At 39.3% G+C, this 15,567-nt stretch carries 16 protein-coding genes and 1 pseudogene; 6 read left to right on the top strand and 11 right to left on the bottom strand.

What is annotated here, in order from left to right; translation table 11 throughout:
- The first annotated feature begins 82 nt into the window (after nt 1-82).
- The 5 genes from AN619_RS13940 to AN619_RS13920 all read left to right on the top strand — a co-directional run bounded on the left by AN619_RS13940 (nt 83) and on the right by AN619_RS13920 (nt 4,362).
- Entirely contained in the window at nt 83-730 is a 648-nt protein-coding gene (locus tag AN619_RS13940; RefSeq protein ID WP_242867412.1) for an ABC transporter permease, read from the top strand.
- A gap of 241 nt (nt 731-971) precedes the next feature.
- Nucleotides 972-1,988, top strand: a complete 1,017-nt coding sequence (locus AN619_RS13935; RefSeq protein WP_068557878.1) for an ABC transporter ATP-binding protein — start codon at nt 972-974, stop codon at nt 1,986-1,988.
- Between the two features lie 4 nt (nt 1,989-1,992).
- Nucleotides 1,993-2,670, top strand: coding sequence for a TIGR04283 family arsenosugar biosynthesis glycosyltransferase (locus tag AN619_RS13930; RefSeq protein WP_068557877.1), 678 nt, complete (start codon nt 1,993-1,995; stop codon nt 2,668-2,670).
- Nucleotides 2,667-3,374: a TIGR04282 family arsenosugar biosynthesis glycosyltransferase gene (locus AN619_RS13925; RefSeq protein ID WP_068557876.1), complete on the top strand. Its 708-nt coding sequence runs from the start codon at nt 2,667-2,669 to the stop codon at nt 3,372-3,374. The genes AN619_RS13930 and AN619_RS13925 overlap by 4 nt, the downstream gene beginning before the upstream one ends.
- Entirely contained in the window at nt 3,349-4,362 is a 1,014-nt protein-coding gene (locus tag AN619_RS13920) for a phosphotransferase family protein (protein WP_068557875.1), read from the top strand. The genes AN619_RS13925 and AN619_RS13920 overlap by 26 nt, the downstream gene beginning before the upstream one ends.
- Here the strand turns inward: AN619_RS13920 and AN619_RS13915 are convergent.
- The 4 genes and pseudogenes from AN619_RS13915 to AN619_RS13900 all read right to left on the bottom strand — a co-directional run.
- A complete protein-coding gene (locus AN619_RS13915; RefSeq protein ID WP_068557874.1) occupies nt 4,319-5,134 on the bottom strand; it encodes a chorismate mutase in 816 nt (271 codons plus the stop codon). The genes AN619_RS13920 and AN619_RS13915 overlap by 44 nt on opposite strands.
- A gap of 13 nt (nt 5,135-5,147) precedes the next feature.
- Nucleotides 5,148-5,591, bottom strand: a complete 444-nt coding sequence (gene aroQ / locus AN619_RS13910) for a type II 3-dehydroquinate dehydratase (protein WP_068557873.1) — start codon at nt 5,589-5,591, stop codon at nt 5,148-5,150.
- Nucleotide 5,592: 1 nt separating this feature from the next.
- Nucleotides 5,593-6,471 (bottom strand): shikimate dehydrogenase, encoded by an 879-nt coding sequence (gene aroE / locus AN619_RS13905; protein ID WP_068557872.1) that lies wholly within the window; start codon nt 6,469-6,471, stop codon nt 5,593-5,595.
- A 608-nt stretch (nt 6,472-7,079) separates the two neighbouring features.
- Nucleotides 7,080-7,988, bottom strand: a pseudogene (locus AN619_RS13900) (geranylgeranyl reductase family protein); the annotation flags it as partial.
- 293 nt (nt 7,989-8,281) lie between these two features.
- Between AN619_RS13900 and yyaC the strand changes: the two are divergent.
- Nucleotides 8,282-8,884: a spore protease YyaC gene (yyaC, locus tag AN619_RS13895; protein WP_068557870.1), complete on the top strand. Its 603-nt coding sequence runs from the start codon at nt 8,282-8,284 to the stop codon at nt 8,882-8,884.
- 29 nt (nt 8,885-8,913) lie between these two features.
- On the opposite strand, the gene AN619_RS13890 is transcribed toward yyaC, so the two are convergent.
- The 7 genes from AN619_RS13890 to AN619_RS13860 form a co-directional block, all read right to left on the bottom strand.
- Nucleotides 8,914-9,183 carry a YkuS family protein gene (locus AN619_RS13890; protein WP_068557869.1) on the bottom strand — a complete coding sequence of 90 codons (270 nt, stop codon included), beginning with the start codon at nt 9,181-9,183 and terminating at the stop codon, nt 8,914-8,916.
- A 63-nt stretch (nt 9,184-9,246) separates the two neighbouring features.
- A complete protein-coding gene (locus tag AN619_RS13885; RefSeq protein WP_068557868.1) occupies nt 9,247-10,161 on the bottom strand; it encodes a diacylglycerol/lipid kinase family protein in 915 nt (304 codons plus the stop codon).
- A gap of 14 nt (nt 10,162-10,175) precedes the next feature.
- On the bottom strand, nt 10,176-10,703 hold the full coding sequence (locus AN619_RS13880; protein WP_068557867.1) for a DUF4446 family protein: 528 nt from the start codon (nt 10,701-10,703) through the stop codon (nt 10,176-10,178).
- A gap of 54 nt (nt 10,704-10,757) precedes the next feature.
- On the bottom strand, nt 10,758-11,906 hold the full coding sequence (locus tag AN619_RS13875; protein WP_068557866.1) for an aminotransferase class V-fold PLP-dependent enzyme: 1,149 nt from the start codon (nt 11,904-11,906) through the stop codon (nt 10,758-10,760).
- A 753-nt stretch (nt 11,907-12,659) separates the two neighbouring features.
- Nucleotides 12,660-13,574 carry a PhzF family phenazine biosynthesis protein gene (locus AN619_RS13870; RefSeq protein ID WP_068557936.1) on the bottom strand — a complete coding sequence of 305 codons (915 nt, stop codon included), beginning with the start codon at nt 13,572-13,574 and terminating at the stop codon, nt 12,660-12,662.
- 193 nt (nt 13,575-13,767) lie between these two features.
- Nucleotides 13,768-14,637 (bottom strand): ParB/RepB/Spo0J family partition protein, encoded by an 870-nt coding sequence (locus tag AN619_RS13865; protein WP_068557865.1) that lies wholly within the window; start codon nt 14,635-14,637, stop codon nt 13,768-13,770.
- A complete protein-coding gene (locus AN619_RS13860; protein ID WP_068557864.1) occupies nt 14,638-15,411 on the bottom strand; it encodes a ParA family protein in 774 nt (257 codons plus the stop codon).
- Between the last annotated feature and the right edge of the window lie 156 nt (nt 15,412-15,567).

Raw genomic sequence — 15,567 nt, 5'->3', positions numbered from 1 at the left:
CCTTTTGTGGAGTTTTACAAAAATATGGCCCTGGCCGGATCTTTTCCCTAAAGCCTTTGGTTTACGGGGATTCCAATATCTATTGAATCCCTCAAATAACTCCTTAAGAATATTAGGGCTTAGCATTTGGCTTTCTACCGTCGTCATGTTTATTGCAATTCTGATCAGCATTCCGGCGGCAAAGGCCCTGGGCCTTTATCATTTTAAGGGCAAAGGTTTCATCAAGACCTTGATTCTGGCTCCTATCGTTGTTCCTACCGTAGCAGTCACCATGGGAATTCATGTTTCCTTTATCAGCGTGGGGCTTGCCAATACTTTTTGGGGCGTTGTTATTGTCCATTTAATCCCTTGTATACCCTACAGTGTCAGAATACTGACCGATGTTTTTGAAATCATGGGAAATTCCATGGAGCTTCAGGCCAGGATCCTCGGTGCCAATAAAATGCAGACCTTTTTTTATGTCACTCTCCCCATGCTAGCCCCCGGTCTTATCACTGCCGGAAGCATGGTCTTTATCGTATCCTTCAGCCAATACTTTCTTACCTTCTTAATTGGAGGAGGAAAAATCGTTACTTTTTCCATGGTAATGTTTCCTTTTATACAAAGTGGGGATCGAATGATGGCATCGGTATACAGTATGGTTTTTATATGGACTACCTTGCTCATCCTTATATCCGTTGAAAGAATAGTAAAGAGCTACTATAAGGGTGAAAATTATTTTTATCTCTAATTGCTCAATAAAGATCTAAAATTGGACTTGCATATAAATAAGCAATTTCAAAACCTAGCACATATGATTCAGCTCAATAAATTTTTTGTCGCAGTTGCCAGTCACCAGCCATCAGCAGCTAGTAGCCGGCAACCGGCAACTACTAATTAGCAACAACAATTTGCTTTACCAAAAAATCATCTTCATAAAGACATAGATTAAACTTTAGGATCGTATTCCTATATAGCAAGGAGAGCGAAAAATGTCTCAAATCGAATTAAGAAATATATGCAAGAAGTTTGAAAATAAAAGAATATTGCATCATGTGAATCTTTTGGTGCAGGAAGGGGAAATGATTTCACTTTTAGGGCCTTCGGGATGCGGTAAAACCACCACCCTGAAAATTATTGCCGGACTCATGGAGCCTGATGCCGGGGATATATTGTTCAATGATACCTCTATTTTAAATATTCCTGTTGAAAAAAGGGGTGCTATCATTGTATTTCAAGATTATCTGCTGTTCCCCCACCTCACCGTAGAAGAAAATATTGAATTCGGCCTAAAAATGGCAAAAGTGAAAAAATCAAAGCGAAGAGAAAAAGTAAGGGAAATGATAGATCTGGTACAGCTTGAAGGCCACGAGAAAAAATATCCTAAAGAACTTTCCGGAGGACAAAAGCAAAGAGTGGCTATCGCAAGGGCATTGGCAATTGAACCGAAAGTTCTTTTGCTGGATGAGCCTTTTTCAAACCTGGATACACGTTTGAGAGAAATCATGAGGGAATTCATTTGTGATATTCAAAGAAAATTTAAAATTACAATGATTCTGGTTACCCATGACAAGGAAGAGGCCCTTATGACATCCAGTAAAATCGCCGTAATGCTGGATGGAGAAATCAAGCAGTTTGGCACACCCAAAGAAATTTATGAACGCCCGGTATCTTCTTTGGTAGCTGATTTTTTTGGTGAAAAGAATTATGTCGACGGAGAAATAAAGGAAGGGATATTTTACAGCATTATGGGTAGTTTTCAGACTGGATTGCATAAGAATGGAAGGGTGAGGGCCATGATCAGACCAGAAGAGATAGAAATCACACCAAAGGGCAATATTGCCGGAATTATTAAAAATAAGACCTATGCCGGTGAAAAGATTTATTATATCATTGATTGCAATGGTAAAAGGCTAAAATGCATAACCAATGGAAAAACATTCTATAATATTGGAGAAAAAATCAATGTTTATATAAATTTTGACAATATCGTATTTTTTGAGAGGTAATGGTATGGTATCCATCATCATCCCGGTGCTGAACGAGGAAAGAAACATCAAAGGACTTCTTGAACAACTGAATACCCTTGATGGCAAAAAAGAAATCATCGTCGTTGACGGGGGAAGTTGTGATCGAACTGTGGAGATAGCGGCAGATTATGCTAGGGTTATCTGTAGCGAAAAGGGCAGGGCAAAGCAAATGAACAAGGGCGCCGAAGCAGCAAAGGGAGACATTTTGTGGTTTGTTCATTCCGATTCCATCGTCCATGAAAGATCTTTACAGGCGATGTATAGGGCTGTTTCCCAAGGATATGCAGGGGGAGGCTTTTCCCTTTATTTTTATGATTACCCTACGAAATTTATGAAATTTGTCGCCATCACCTCCAATATGAGAGCAAAATATTTTGGGTTATTTTTTGGCGATCAGGGTATTTTTGTCAAGAAGTCTGTTTTCTTTCAATTGGGAGAATATCCTGATATAGAATTAATGGAGGATTGGGAATTTTCCAGAAAGCTTTTCAAAACCAGCAAGACAGTCGTTCTGGATGTACCCTTAGGTACTTCGGCCAGAAGGTTTAAAAAGAGAGGACAGCTCCGAACCCTTTTGCTGATGCATAAAATAAAGCTGTTGTATATTCTTGGAGTACATCCTTCCAAACTGAAGGAAATGTACAGAGAGGTGAGATCGTGAAAGCCTTAATATTGATGACCAGAGTACCTCTTCCCGGGTGTACAAAAACCCGGTTGATGGAAATCCTATCGGGAGATGAATGTGCTGAACTCCATAAATGTTTTTTATTGGACTTATTTCATGTTTTTGAGTTTATCAAAGAAGATATGGACATTTTTTTGACTTATACCCCCAAAGAATCTTTTTCACAGATGGAGCATTTGGTACCTTCTTTCATCTGTTGTTTTCCCCAGGAAGGTAAAGATTTAGGAGAAAAAATGCATCATGCATTTCAATACGTTTTCAACAGAGGATATGACAAGGTTGTTTTGATAGGAGCCGATACTCCGGATATACAGCCCTATGAAATCAAAGGTGCCTTTGATAGGCTTCAAGCAGGAGATGTTGTTCTGGGGCCTACCTTTGACGGAGGATATTACCTGATTGGGATGAAAAACAGCATCAAGGAATTATTTCATCATCAGATCAAATGGGGAAACAAATCCGTATTGGAAAGAACCATGGATATTGCCAACAGTTTAGGATTAAAGCTGCAATTCACTTGCAAACATAGGGATATTGACACAAAAGAAGATTTCATAGCCCTGAAAAATAGGATTAGCGGCGGAGATTTTGATAATAAAATCCCACCGATGTACACAATAGATTTTATACATAAGATATGGAGTGATGGTGAGCATGCTCAGAGATACATTCATAGATAAGATAAAAAATTATCTTCTTGAAAGGGATTTACACCCATACATCCCCTTAAAAAAAGATTTTCAGGTGGAATTTCTAGCCCAAGGAGAATACAATATCAATTTTATTGTAGATGATTCTATCCATCGATATGTTTTCAGGGTTAACACAGGAAGCCAATTGGAACTTGCCAATCAGATCAAATATGAGTTTGATGCACTAAAAAGCCTTGAGCACAGTGGAGTAACACCAAAGGCATTTTATATAGACGATACCAAGGAATATTTCGATTACGGCATACTCATGATGGAATATCTCGAAGGAAGACCTTTAGCGTATCATAAGGATTTAAAAAAAGCAGCAGAAATCTTTTCTCGAATTCATTCCATTGATACAAAAGAAATCAGCCATGGTTTCATCATAGAGGAAAAGATATGCACGGACAGAGTAGAAGAGGGCAGAAGGTGGCTGAAGGATTATTTAAAATCACCTATGGTAGACATAAAATTAAAAAATTTTTTTGAAAAATTCCTTGACTGGGCAGAACAAAACAAAGACAGGGAAAAATATTTTATAGAAAACAAGTGGCATGTCATTAACAATACAGAAGTTAATTCCCACAATTTTATTATAGGTAAAAAACAAAGCTATCTCATTGATTGGGAAAAGCCCGTCATCAGCGACCCCTGTCAGGATCTGGCCCAGTTTTTAGCACCGACCACTACCCTTTGGAAAGCCGATTATAGAATAGACAGCGACGAAAAGGAAATGTTTTTTCAATCTTATGCAGAAGGCTTCCATGGAAAGGATAATCATATAAGAGAAAGGGTACACCTGTATACCCCCTACCTATATCTGCGGGCATTATCCTGGTGCGCCCATGCATGGCTAGAGTATCAAAATCCCCACAAGGAAATAAGAAATATGGATACCTTTCAAAAGATCAAACAATATCTGGACATAGATTTTATGAAAAATCTGCTGAAAGATTACATGTTCCTTTCTCAATAAGTTGCAAAATAATTTCATGGCACACCTCATCAATGCTTTTATTCTCCGTATCAATCACCAGTTCTGCTGCTTTCAGATACCGTTGCCTTCTTTCATCCAATATTTTTGTAATTTGGGTTATGCTCATATCATCTTTTAACAAAGGTCTTGAGAAATCCCCCTTGATTCGATGGTATATGGTATCTGCCCCTGCCTGCAGCAGAACAAGTTTTCCTTTCTTCTTTAAAGCTTCCACATTTTCACCCTTTAGAATTACGCCGCCGCCGCAGGATATAATCATATGGTCCCCATGCTGCAGATCTTGAACAACCGCTTTCTCCAGTTCTCGAAAATACTTTTCCCCATAGATTTCAAAAATTTCTCCTATGGTCATCCTCGCCCTCTCTTCAACCATTCGATCCGTATCCGTCCAAGGCATCCCCAACCATTGGGACAATTGTTTCCCTACGGCACTTTTTCCTGTTCCCATAAAACCAATCAATACAATATTGTAAGGAAACAAATGCTTGGACTGCAATCTCCTGCTCACCCGCATAATTTCTCTATATACTTCTTTTATTTCCCCGGAAAAGTTTTTGTTTCGTAGGTTAGATACTACTTTCTCCAATATCTGTTCCTCTCTTTCCGGTTGAAAGACACCCATCCCCTTTGCTTTTTTACACTCTAAAATTTGAAGTACAATCTCCATTCGTTTTTCAAAGGCCTCGACAATTTTTTTATCACATTCATCGATTTCCTGACGCAACTTTTCCAATAAATCCAGTGTTTCCACCAGCCTTTCCTACCTATCTTTCTGATTTTCCCGAAACTTCCAAAAGGGCTCTCAAGGCCAATGCATAAGATACGTGGGCAAATCCAGATATTTGCCCTATGCAAACAGGAGCAATTACAGACTTTCTTCGAAATTCCTCTCTTCCATGGATATTGGACAAATGTACCTCTACAGTCGGTATGCTGATGCCCGCAATGGCATCTGCAATGGCATAGCTGTAATGGGTAAAAGCTCCAGGATTCATAATAATTCCATCCACTTTTCCCATGGCATGTTGAAGTCGGTCTATAATTTCTCCTTCATGATTGGATTGAAAAATTTCTACTTCCAGTCCCAAGGTTTCAGCTTCCTGCCGTATGTATTCATTCACAAAGCTTAAATCATGATTTCCGTATATATCTTTTTCTCGGATGCCTAGCAAGTTCAAATTTGGTCCGTGGATTACCAAAACTTTCATTTCATTCACCTGTCCCCTGCTTTATTTTCTCTAAGAAATATTTCTCTATTTCTTTATACAGGAAATATAATATTTCTTCCTTCAATACCTTGCCTGTCCATATTTCCTGGGCCTTTACCGCTTGATAAAACAGCATGGGCAAACCGTTCTGTGTTTTGCAGCCGTATTGTTTTCCTTGAAGAAGCAATTTTGTCTCATAGGGATTGTAAATCATATCATATACAAAGGCAGTACCCCTTAAAACTTCCTCTTTCATAGGCATCTCCTCGCACCATGGACCCATCCCCAGCGGGGTAGCATTGATTACACAATCAAAGCCCTTTTCTAACTGATCCAAGGACCTTATCTCTATCTCCTGAATCCCTACATTCCCAATCAAAACATTTTTTAACCTTTCTGCTTTCTCTGTATTGCGATTGGCAATGGTTAGTTTTCCCCCTAACAACAAAATTTCATGGGCTGCTACCCGGGCCGCTCCCCCTGCCCCTATGAGTAAAACTTTCCTGCCTTTTAGATCTATTCCTGCTTCCAAGAGGCTTTTTACGAAGCCATACCCATCGGTGTTGTATCCGATCATTTTTCCCTCTATAATCTTTACCGTATTCACTGCCCCATACCATTGAGCCCGTTCATCCATCTCATCTAAATAAGAGATGATTGTTTCCTTGTGAGGAATCGTTATATTGAAGCCCTGAAAATTATTTTTCAGCAAAGGAATTGTCCGTGCCAATTCCTCTGGTGAAACGGCCAAGGGAATATAAATACTGTTCTCCTGATTTTTGTCAAAGATGCTGTTATGAATTTCTGGCGACAGACTGTGGGATATAGGATATCCAATGACGCCATAAATCTTCGTATGCCCATTGATTCTGGTATTCACCTTCTATCCCTCCATATCCTTTTCAAAACTATGCTTTCCCTATCCATATTTTACAGAGGAATCTCCCATGCTCTTTTCAGTATATCTACTCCTTTCTTGTGGCAGACAACGCTTTTTTATCATCTCCCACAATGGCATATACATCTGCCAAATCCACATAAATTTTTCCCAATGGCTTTGTCCTTGTCTAAGTCCTTTGTTTTTATGTAATAATTTACATATGGTGTCTGCCAAAGAAACATCTTGCATCTCTTTTTTCAAAATCTTTTAAAGTCATATTCAAGCGTTTCCGATGCAGTTTGATTTTTTCTCCTAAGCTCAAAATTTCCACCCATTCTTCCACTCGCAAAAAATATTTTGAATACGATGTTTTTATATTGTTCTACTTTTTTTTCTATATTCCTCTTTTTTAAGATTATTTTTGAATGTTTTTGCCCTTTTCATTATATTTTCTGCATCATCTCCACAAAGTGTTTACATCTTTTTTCTCTTAACAGTTTTATATTCATATATTTTTTGTTGCATCCCAAAACAGCTTCCATGAATGATTTTCTCAATCTGGGATAAAATTCTCCCATGCATCTCTCTTCATAAGCGGAAAGGTTTTGCTTGCAAATCTGCTCCGCTGCAATTTTAGCACTGCGAACAGCGTAATATATTCCCTCTCCTGTCAGAGGATCCACAAAGCCTGCTGCATCACCAATCAATAAAATTTTTTCATTTGTCAGCTTTCTTCTAAAACCTCCCGCCGGCAAAAATGCCCCTTTTATTTTTATCTCTCTGTTTTCCAATTGATAGATTTCATGTATCTTCTTGATATGATTTTGAAAAACTGCGAGCAACTCTCTCTTTTTAAATAAAGGTCCCCCAACCCCTATATTTACCTGCTGACCCATAGGAATAGCCCACCCCATAGAAAAAGCAACAGGTATGCTGAATAATTTGAAGTCATTGTTTTTATCATCCTTATGCCTGTATACATTTGTACTTATGGCAAAACCTGTTTGATACGGGTTGATTTGATTCTTTTTGTCAACATAGGTTTTTACTTTGCTGAAGACACCATCGCTGCCTATCAATATCCTGCATCGGTATTCCCCCGAGGAAGTAAATATGTTTAACCCATCCCCATGCTGTTCCAAATGATAAAAACTTGTCTTATCCATAAACCGGGCACCTTGTCCGATGGCCTTATTTACCAGAAACTGATCCAGCTCTGCCCTCGGTATAGTAATGCCTAGAAGATCTCCCTTTCCATAAGTGGATGCTTTGAATCCATGGCTATAGAGAGATACTTGATAAACTTCATTCCGAATAAATACCTCCGGCAGATGAAAATCCAGCTCCTTTAAGACCTTTACCGGAATAAATCCGCCACATGTTTTATCCCTGGGAAATTCTTTTTTATCAATCAATAGGACATCCTGGCCTTTCTTTGCCAATTCCCTCGCCGCCGTAGCCCCTGCCGGGCCTGCACCTACAATGATTACATCATAGTTTTTTTGATTATTTGCCATGTTTTCTATCATCTCCCTCAACAAACCCTGTAGAACAAAATCTTCCTCCAGCCTTTACAGTGAAAATTTTGCTGCAATCCATCAGGAAAATGAAATGGATTCACAGTCTATCAAAGATTGATCCCTCCCCTATGCATTATCAAGGTTTTTGCCTGCTATTGATATCGTTCCAATTTTTTGTCCCCTCTATCCTTCAAATCTTATCCTGATTCTAAGATTCTCATGTATTTTCCGAACCTCTTTCGGACACACTTTTAGTATATTGAAATTAGAAAGGAGTCATATCATCCACCATGAACACAATCATTTCTTCCTCCGATCATTCCGTGAATATCCAAACTCCTATGGCCGCTTCTGCTTTTAGCAAAATCTTTATTGACTACCTGCATACCTACTATTCTGACCAATACAGCGATTTGGTCATCATGTGCATAGGAACGGACCGTTCTACAGGGGATTCCCTCGGACCCCTCATCGGCCATAAGTTGCAACGGATATTCAAGAAATATGGTAATGTTTTTGTACACGGAACCCTCGATGAACCCGTTCATGCTAAAAACCTCAAAGCTTCCATCGATTACATTTATCGTTCCTACAAAAATCCATTTGTTATTGCCATTGATGCTTGCCTTGGCAGATTGGAACGGGTAGGCTGTATCCATATATCCCACGGACCTTTGAAACCTGGTGCCGGTGTAAACAAAGACCTTCCTCCCGTGGGCGATATCCATGTTACCGGTATTGTAAATTTTGGGGGTTTTATGGAGTACATTGTGTTGCAAAATACAAGATTAAGCCTCGTTATGAAAATGGCCGATACCATTTCCGAAGGCATACAATACGGTCTTTGGAGATTTTTGCAGGACAAAACAAGGGAGCAGTCAAGACGAATTTAATCTCGACTGCTCCTTATATCTTTACATTTTCATGAAAATATAGATTCGTAGCTCCTTCTCTCAATGGCATAGATAATCTGATCGATGGTTTTTCCCCTGATGTCTACAACGAAGGCGCCCCTGTCCATATCAATCACATTCTCAAAATTTGTTAGATAACTCAATGAACTGCCGTGGCTATCATATAATATAGTGTCCACATATCCCTGGTATCCTTCGTCAACAACTTCATAGCCTCGAGCTTCCAATTGGCGACCGATTTCTTCCAATCCTTGCGAAATTGCAATCACTTTAGGCATTTCAACACCTCCTAGCTGTATTATGACTAGAAGGTCTTTTCTTTATACCTATTTTCCCAAAAACTATTTTGAAACAAAAGTTATGACATCTTCTGATATATTTTCATGGGTTGCCATCACCCTAATGCCATTTTTGAGCATCTCAATACATACAGGTGTTTCCCCTCCAATATCGCCATCCATATTCAAAATCAGCTTTTCTCTGCTCTCGATTTTTATGTTTTTTCCTCTTAACAGCTCCACTTCATCCACCAACAGATGTTTCCCAGAAAAAATGGTTGGAAACAACCTTAATAATTTACCCTTGGATATTTTATTTACAATGCATATATCAAAATATCCGTCATCTATCCGGGCCTCTGGAGCAATTTTCATTCCTCCACCATAACACCTTCCATTGGCTACAGCAATCAACATGATATTTTTCTTCATCTCTACACCATCTATATCTATCCATACTTCCTTATCATGAAAGTAAAGCAACGTTTTAAATACTCCCATCACATAGGCAGAGGGCCCTTTGATATATTTTTTAATCATTTCCGTTTCCTTTACGATTTCCGCATCCAATCCTACACTGGCTACATTCAGAAAAAGTCTTCCGTTAGCCTTGCCACAATCTATAGTCCTTTCATATCCTTCAAAAATTATATTTAACGCCTTTTCTATATTCCCAGATATCCCCAAGGACTTGGCCAAATCATTTCCCGTGCCGCAAGGAATAATTCCCAGAATCCCATGGGAGCCGACCATTCCATTGGCTGTTTCGTATACAGTGCCATCTCCTCCTACAGCGATGATTTTGTCATATCCCTTTTGAATTGCATCCCTGGCAATAGCCTCTCCATCCCCTTTACAACAGGTAAACCGTATATCATAAGCCATTGCCTTCTCTTTCATAAAACGTTCAATATGCTTTGCTGTCTTTTTACCCCTGCCTTTGCCGGCCACGGGATTAATAATAAATAATCCTTTCATATTATGAATCCTTTCTAGGAAATAGCCTTTGCGTATTCATCCAAAGAGTTATTCTTTGCCCGATCAAGGGCCTGCAACTCTTCTGCCGATAATGTATAGGAGGATTTTCCTTTTTTAATCGGTTTTCCATAAACTACATTGTTGCTTCTCCCGTAAATGCTTGTAAGAATAAATCCATTATGTTCCTCATCCAATAGGGCAATGGAAAAGCTTAAATCACCACCGATATCATGAAAGGCATTGTATCGAACCATACCAACCTTTTGAATGCTTTTCAACAGCTTTCCTTCTACAATGGCCAATCGTTGATCTATTTTATTTATCCTGATATCTGTCTGATCTATTTTTTCATAATAGCGATAAATAATTTCTTCTAAATTTTTATCTTCCATGCCCCTTGCCAGATTTTTATATTTTTTATCTAGCTTTGAAATCTTATTGGCCTGAAGAATTAGCATCATAATCAGAAAAATGTTGGCAATTGCACTATATAAAATCAACAATTCGCTATTTTCTTTTATAAAATTGAACAACCACTGCATGGGCATCCCCTCTATTCCTTTCCAGATTATATGTTTATCGTCTATATTATCTTATTATCCTTCTAATTCCTCGCAGATTTTCTTTAAGGCTTCAATGGCCTTTTCAATATCTTCCTTTGTATTAAAATAGCCTATGCTGAATCTTACCGTCCCCTGTTCAAAGGTCCCTATGGTTTGGTGGGCCAACGGAGCACAATGCAGTCCGGATCTTACGGCAATATCAAATACTTTATCCAACACATAACTTACTTCCGAAGAATCTTCATCCCCTATATTCATAGATATCACCGCCGCCTGTTTTTTATGGTCTTGGGGACCGTATATTTTGATCTTATCTATTTTCTTTAGCTCGGAAAGCATGTAGGCCGTCAATGCCTCCTCATGCTCACGGATTTTATTCAATCCCTCCGCCAAAATAAAGGCTATGCCTGCCCCTAATCCCACGATGCCAGGCGTATTTGGTGTTCCGCTCTCATACCGGTCAGGTAGGATTTCTGGCTGAAGCAAAGATTCGGATTTACTCCCTGTCCCCCCTTCTTTCATATGCCTTAGGATAATTCCTTCACGCACGTAAAGTATACCCGTGCCTTGGGGTCCCATCAATCCTTTGTGTCCGGGTGCAGCAAGCAAATCAATATTCATTTTTTGCACATCGATAGGATAAATCCCCGCCGTTTGGGCCGCATCTACCAAAAGTAAAATATTTTTCCTCTTTGCAATCGCTCCTACTTCACCAACAGGCATCAGGGTACCGGTTATATTGGAAGCATGGGTCATGGCAATCAGCCTTGTGTTTTCCTTTACAGCATCTTCCACTTTTTGCGGATCCAGCTCTCCTGTTTTGCTGCATGGAATAATCGTATGTTCTACCCCAATTTCTTTCAATGCCATAATAGGACGTATCATGGAATTATGCTCCATGCTTGTGGTAATCACATGTTCTCCCGGTCTTAACAGGCCTTTTAAAGCCAGATTCAATGAGTCCGTAGCATTATATGTGAAGATCACCTGCATAGGATTTTCAATGTTAAATAACTGGCATATCAGTTCCCTTGTCTTATAAATAGCCCTTCCTGCTTCTAACGCCAACTTATGACCTGACCTTCCCGGATTTGCTCCAAAATTTCGCATACACCTGTCAACTGCTTGATACACTGCCTCCGGTTTAGGAAAAGTCGTGGCAGCATTATCCAAATAAATCATAGTTTCACCTCCGTTAATCTCGCTAAACTTATTATCCTTGATAAAGGTTTTGGGCCCTTCTACAAAAATTTTTCTTTCTAATGTTTCACGTGAAACATTTTTGACCTCTACAGGAACACATATCTCTCAAATTTCGTCTATACCCTTATTGTAGAGAGAACTTTTCTATCCATGGATAAACATTCTGTTGTCCGTTGCCAATTGCCAGCCAGCAATGCGGATAGGCAGCAGCTGGTAACTGTCAAGCGGCAACCTATCAGTCATTAGCTATGAGCCTTCAGCAACAACTTTAAACTCTTGTCCTCTGGTTTTGCCAAAAATTTCACGAATGAACCCTTTATCCGCATCAGTTTCGTCCTTATTTCATTTTATTTGCATCATAAATCTTTTGTTCATAAAGAGAAAAATATATCTCCTAGTGTCTTTCCATATAGATTTGCAACTTTAAGATTGAATTTATTTTAAGAAATTACATTTTTTGAATAGCAGTTCGTCATCGGTTATCAGTTACCAACTGCCAGTACTGCTAGCTGACAACCGGCAACTGGCAACACAACATTTGCTGCACAAAAAGCTTATCGTCATAAAGACATAAATCAATCTTTATCGTTGCTTATCTATATTATACCAGAAATACAAGTTCCCAACAGCAATCTTTTATGCCACCCTGCCCATTCCCTTGCAGTTGCTCATCCATAGAGAAAACCTCCTATGATGCCCGTCATAGGAGGTTCAAATCTCCTCATCCTATTCTCATCCATAAATCATGATACCTTCCAAGGTAATAACCGCCTTCCCACCTACCTTGACAGTAAAATTCTCTTTACTGCCTTCCAACTTCACTATCACCTTGCTTGGCCTTCCTATATAGTGTCCTTGTTCACAAATCAAGGTAATTTCATCCTGAAATGCTACAAGACCGTTTTTCAGCAGATATGCACCCAAAGCACCGTTTGATGTCCCTGTGGCGGCCTCTTCATCAATTCCTACAGCCGGAGCAAAATTTCTGCATGCCAGAGTGGAATCCTTTGCTTCTGTTTCAAAAGTAAAAACATGAACACTTATTACCCCATGACGTTTGCTATATTCAATCAATTTATCCCTTTTAGGCTTTAGTTTCTTAAGCACTTCCAAGCTTTTCACAGGCATGATGATGTCTGGAAGGCCTGTAGATACGACCTGTGGCAATACTTCGCAATCTTCCATGCCTATCTCATGGGCCTCTATGCCCATCACCTCTGCCAGTGCTGCCGTATCAGTTATGGTAAATAAAAACTCCGGCGCTGCCTGTGTCATCATTATCTTTTCCACTTTGTCTTTTTCAAAATAAATTTCTACAGGAAGAATTCCCGCCTTTGTCCTTTGCTTTACAATGATCTTATCGTCTTTTCCTTCTAAATATCCTTTTGTCGCTAAAGCATAGAAAGCCCCGATAGTAGCATGTCCACACAAATCAACTTCCTGCTCCGGTGTAAAAAATCTTACCTCATAGTCAATTCCATTCTTTTTCAAGGGAATCACAAAGGCCGTTTCCGACAAATTCATCTCCATTGCAATCTTTTGCATTTGTTCTTCTGTTAATCCAGTGGCATCGGGTACAACCCCTGCAGGATTCCCTCCAAACCTTACATCCGTAAATGCGTCCAGTTGATAAATAATTTTTTCCATAGGCATCTCTCTCTTCCAATAGAATCAAAAATATCTTATGATAACAAAACAATTTCTTTGCACAGACGATCTCTCTTTTATCATATTACATTGTTGTCCGTCTGTCTATGACATAAAAATGGCAGAAGAGTTATCATTCTGCCATTTGCACGCACCTTCATATAGTTTTATAGTTGTTTCACGTGAAACAATGTTATTTTCTCTGCAGCAAATCAACCAATCTTTCTAATTCTTCATCGCTATAATATTCTATTTCTATCTTTCCTTTCTTTTTTCCCCGAATAATATTCACCTTTGTCCCTAAAATGCTTTTTAAAGCATCTTCTAAAAATAAGAGGCTTGTATCCTTTGCTTTCTTTGGTAGTGCTTTCTTAATTTTTCCCTTCAGAATTTTTGCCACCAAAGCCTCTGTTTCACGAACAGATAAACCCTTTTCATCCACCTCCTTGGCAATTTCCCGCTGCAGTGCAGCATTCTCCAATCTTAACAAAGCCCTCGCATGACCACTTGTGATTTTATTCTGAATCAGCATCTCCTGAATTCCATCATCCAAATTCAATAACCGCATGGTATTGGCAATATAGGGCCTGCTTTTTCCTATGGCTTGGGCAATCTCCTCTTGGGTTAAATTGTAATGGTTCATTAAGTTTTCGTAGGCAAGGGCTTCCTCTATGGGATTCAAATCTTCCCGTTGAAGGTTTTCAATCAAAGCAATTTCTATGCCCTGCTGATCATTTAAATCTTTAACAATACAAGGAATCTCTTTCAGCCCTGCCTCTCTGGCTGCACGCCATCTTCTTTCTCCGGCAACAATCTCATACCCCTCTTCCACAGGCCTGATCACAATCGGTTGAATAATGCCATGGACCCTAATGGAATCCGACAATGCTTCTAATCTCTCTTTTGCAAAATCCTTTCTCGGCTGGCTTCGATTAGGCGCGATTTCATGAATGCTTATTTTAACAACATCTCCCTTCTTGGACACAACCCCTTCTATTTCGGGCTTTCTATCAGGAATTAAAGCATTTAATCCTTTGCCAAGACCACCTTTTACCTTTGCCAATTATATCACATCCTCTTCCAAATCTAAGAACTCTTCTGCCAGTTCGCAATAGGCTTCAGCTCCCTTTGATTTTGCGTCATATTCAATGATAGACAAGCCGTAGCTGGGTGCTTCCGCCAATCTGACATTTCGGGGAATGAGGGTCGTATATACTTTTCCCCTAAAATATTTTTTCACCTCATCAACAACCTGTATAGATAAATTGGTTCTTCCATCAAACATGCTCAAAACAACCCCTTGGATTTCAAGGGCGGGATTCAAATTTTTCTTCACCAGTTCTATGGTATTCATAAGCTGGCTTACTCCTTCCAGGGCATAATATTCACATTGGATGGGAATCAATACACGATCAACGGCCGTAAGAGCATTAATCGTCAACAACCCTAGGGAAGGGGGACAGTCCACAAAAATATAATCATATTCATGGCAGATATCTTGAATGGCACATTTCAGCCGCATCTCACGCCCTTCCATTTCCGTCAGTTCAATCTCTGCCCCTGCCAGCTGAACACTGGAAGGTATAATAAAAAGATTATCCCTTTTTGTATCATAAATGCATTGTCTTACCTCGGCATTGCCTATAATCAAATCATACATGGAGTAAGCCAAATGATTTTTATCGATTCCCAGTCCGCTGGTTGTGTTCCCCTGAGGATCAATATCTATCACCAGCACCTTCTTCCCCTTCGCTGCTAAACATGCACTCAAATTAACGTTGGTTGTGGTCTTGCCCACACCCCCTTTTTGATTAAAAACAGCAATTACTTTTCCCACCCAGATCACCTCACCAATGAATTGTACTCATAATGAATACATTTCGTTAAAATATTTTCTATTCCTTCTTAAAAATGAAAATGAAATCATGAAAATATAAGAAAGACGAATATAATATAAAAGCATCTTTTCTAATGATTCTCCATGCCGACAACC

It is taken from the genome of Thermotalea metallivorans, from assembly GCF_001562415.1.
Taxonomy (GTDB): domain Bacteria; phylum Bacillota; class Clostridia; order Peptostreptococcales; family Thermotaleaceae; genus Thermotalea; species Thermotalea metallivorans.
Note: the sequence above shows the minus strand (reverse complement) of the source record. Positions and strands in the feature narration are given on the sequence as shown.

Bases quoted from the DNA above. Each gene is read 5' to 3' on its own strand.
- AN619_RS13935 (WP_068557878.1), top strand. From the start codon at position 972: ATGTCTCAAATCGAATTAAGAAATATATGCAAGAAGTTTGAAAATAAA.
- yyaC (WP_068557870.1), top strand. From the start codon at position 8,282: ATGAACACAATCATTTCTTCCTCCGATCATTCCGTGAATATCCAAACT.
- AN619_RS13880 (WP_068557867.1), bottom strand. From the start codon at position 10,703: ATGCAGTGGTTGTTCAATTTTATAAAAGAAAATAGCGAATTGTTGATT.
- AN619_RS13870 (WP_068557936.1), bottom strand. From the start codon at position 13,574: ATGGAAAAAATTATTTATCAACTGGACGCATTTACGGATGTAAGGTTT.
- AN619_RS13930 (WP_068557877.1), top strand. From the start codon at position 1,993: ATGGTATCCATCATCATCCCGGTGCTGAACGAGGAAAGAAACATCAAA.
- AN619_RS13875 (WP_068557866.1), bottom strand. From the start codon at position 11,906: ATGATTTATTTGGATAATGCTGCCACGACTTTTCCTAAACCGGAGGCA.
- AN619_RS13885 (WP_068557868.1), bottom strand. From the start codon at position 10,161: ATGAAAGGATTATTTATTATTAATCCCGTGGCCGGCAAAGGCAGGGGT.
- AN619_RS13890 (WP_068557869.1), bottom strand. From the start codon at position 9,183: ATGCCTAAAGTGATTGCAATTTCGCAAGGATTGGAAGAAATCGGTCGC.
- AN619_RS13920 (WP_068557875.1), top strand. From the start codon at position 3,349: ATGCTCAGAGATACATTCATAGATAAGATAAAAAATTATCTTCTTGAA.
- aroQ (WP_068557873.1), bottom strand. From the start codon at position 5,591: ATGAAAGTTTTGGTAATCCACGGACCAAATTTGAACTTGCTAGGCATC.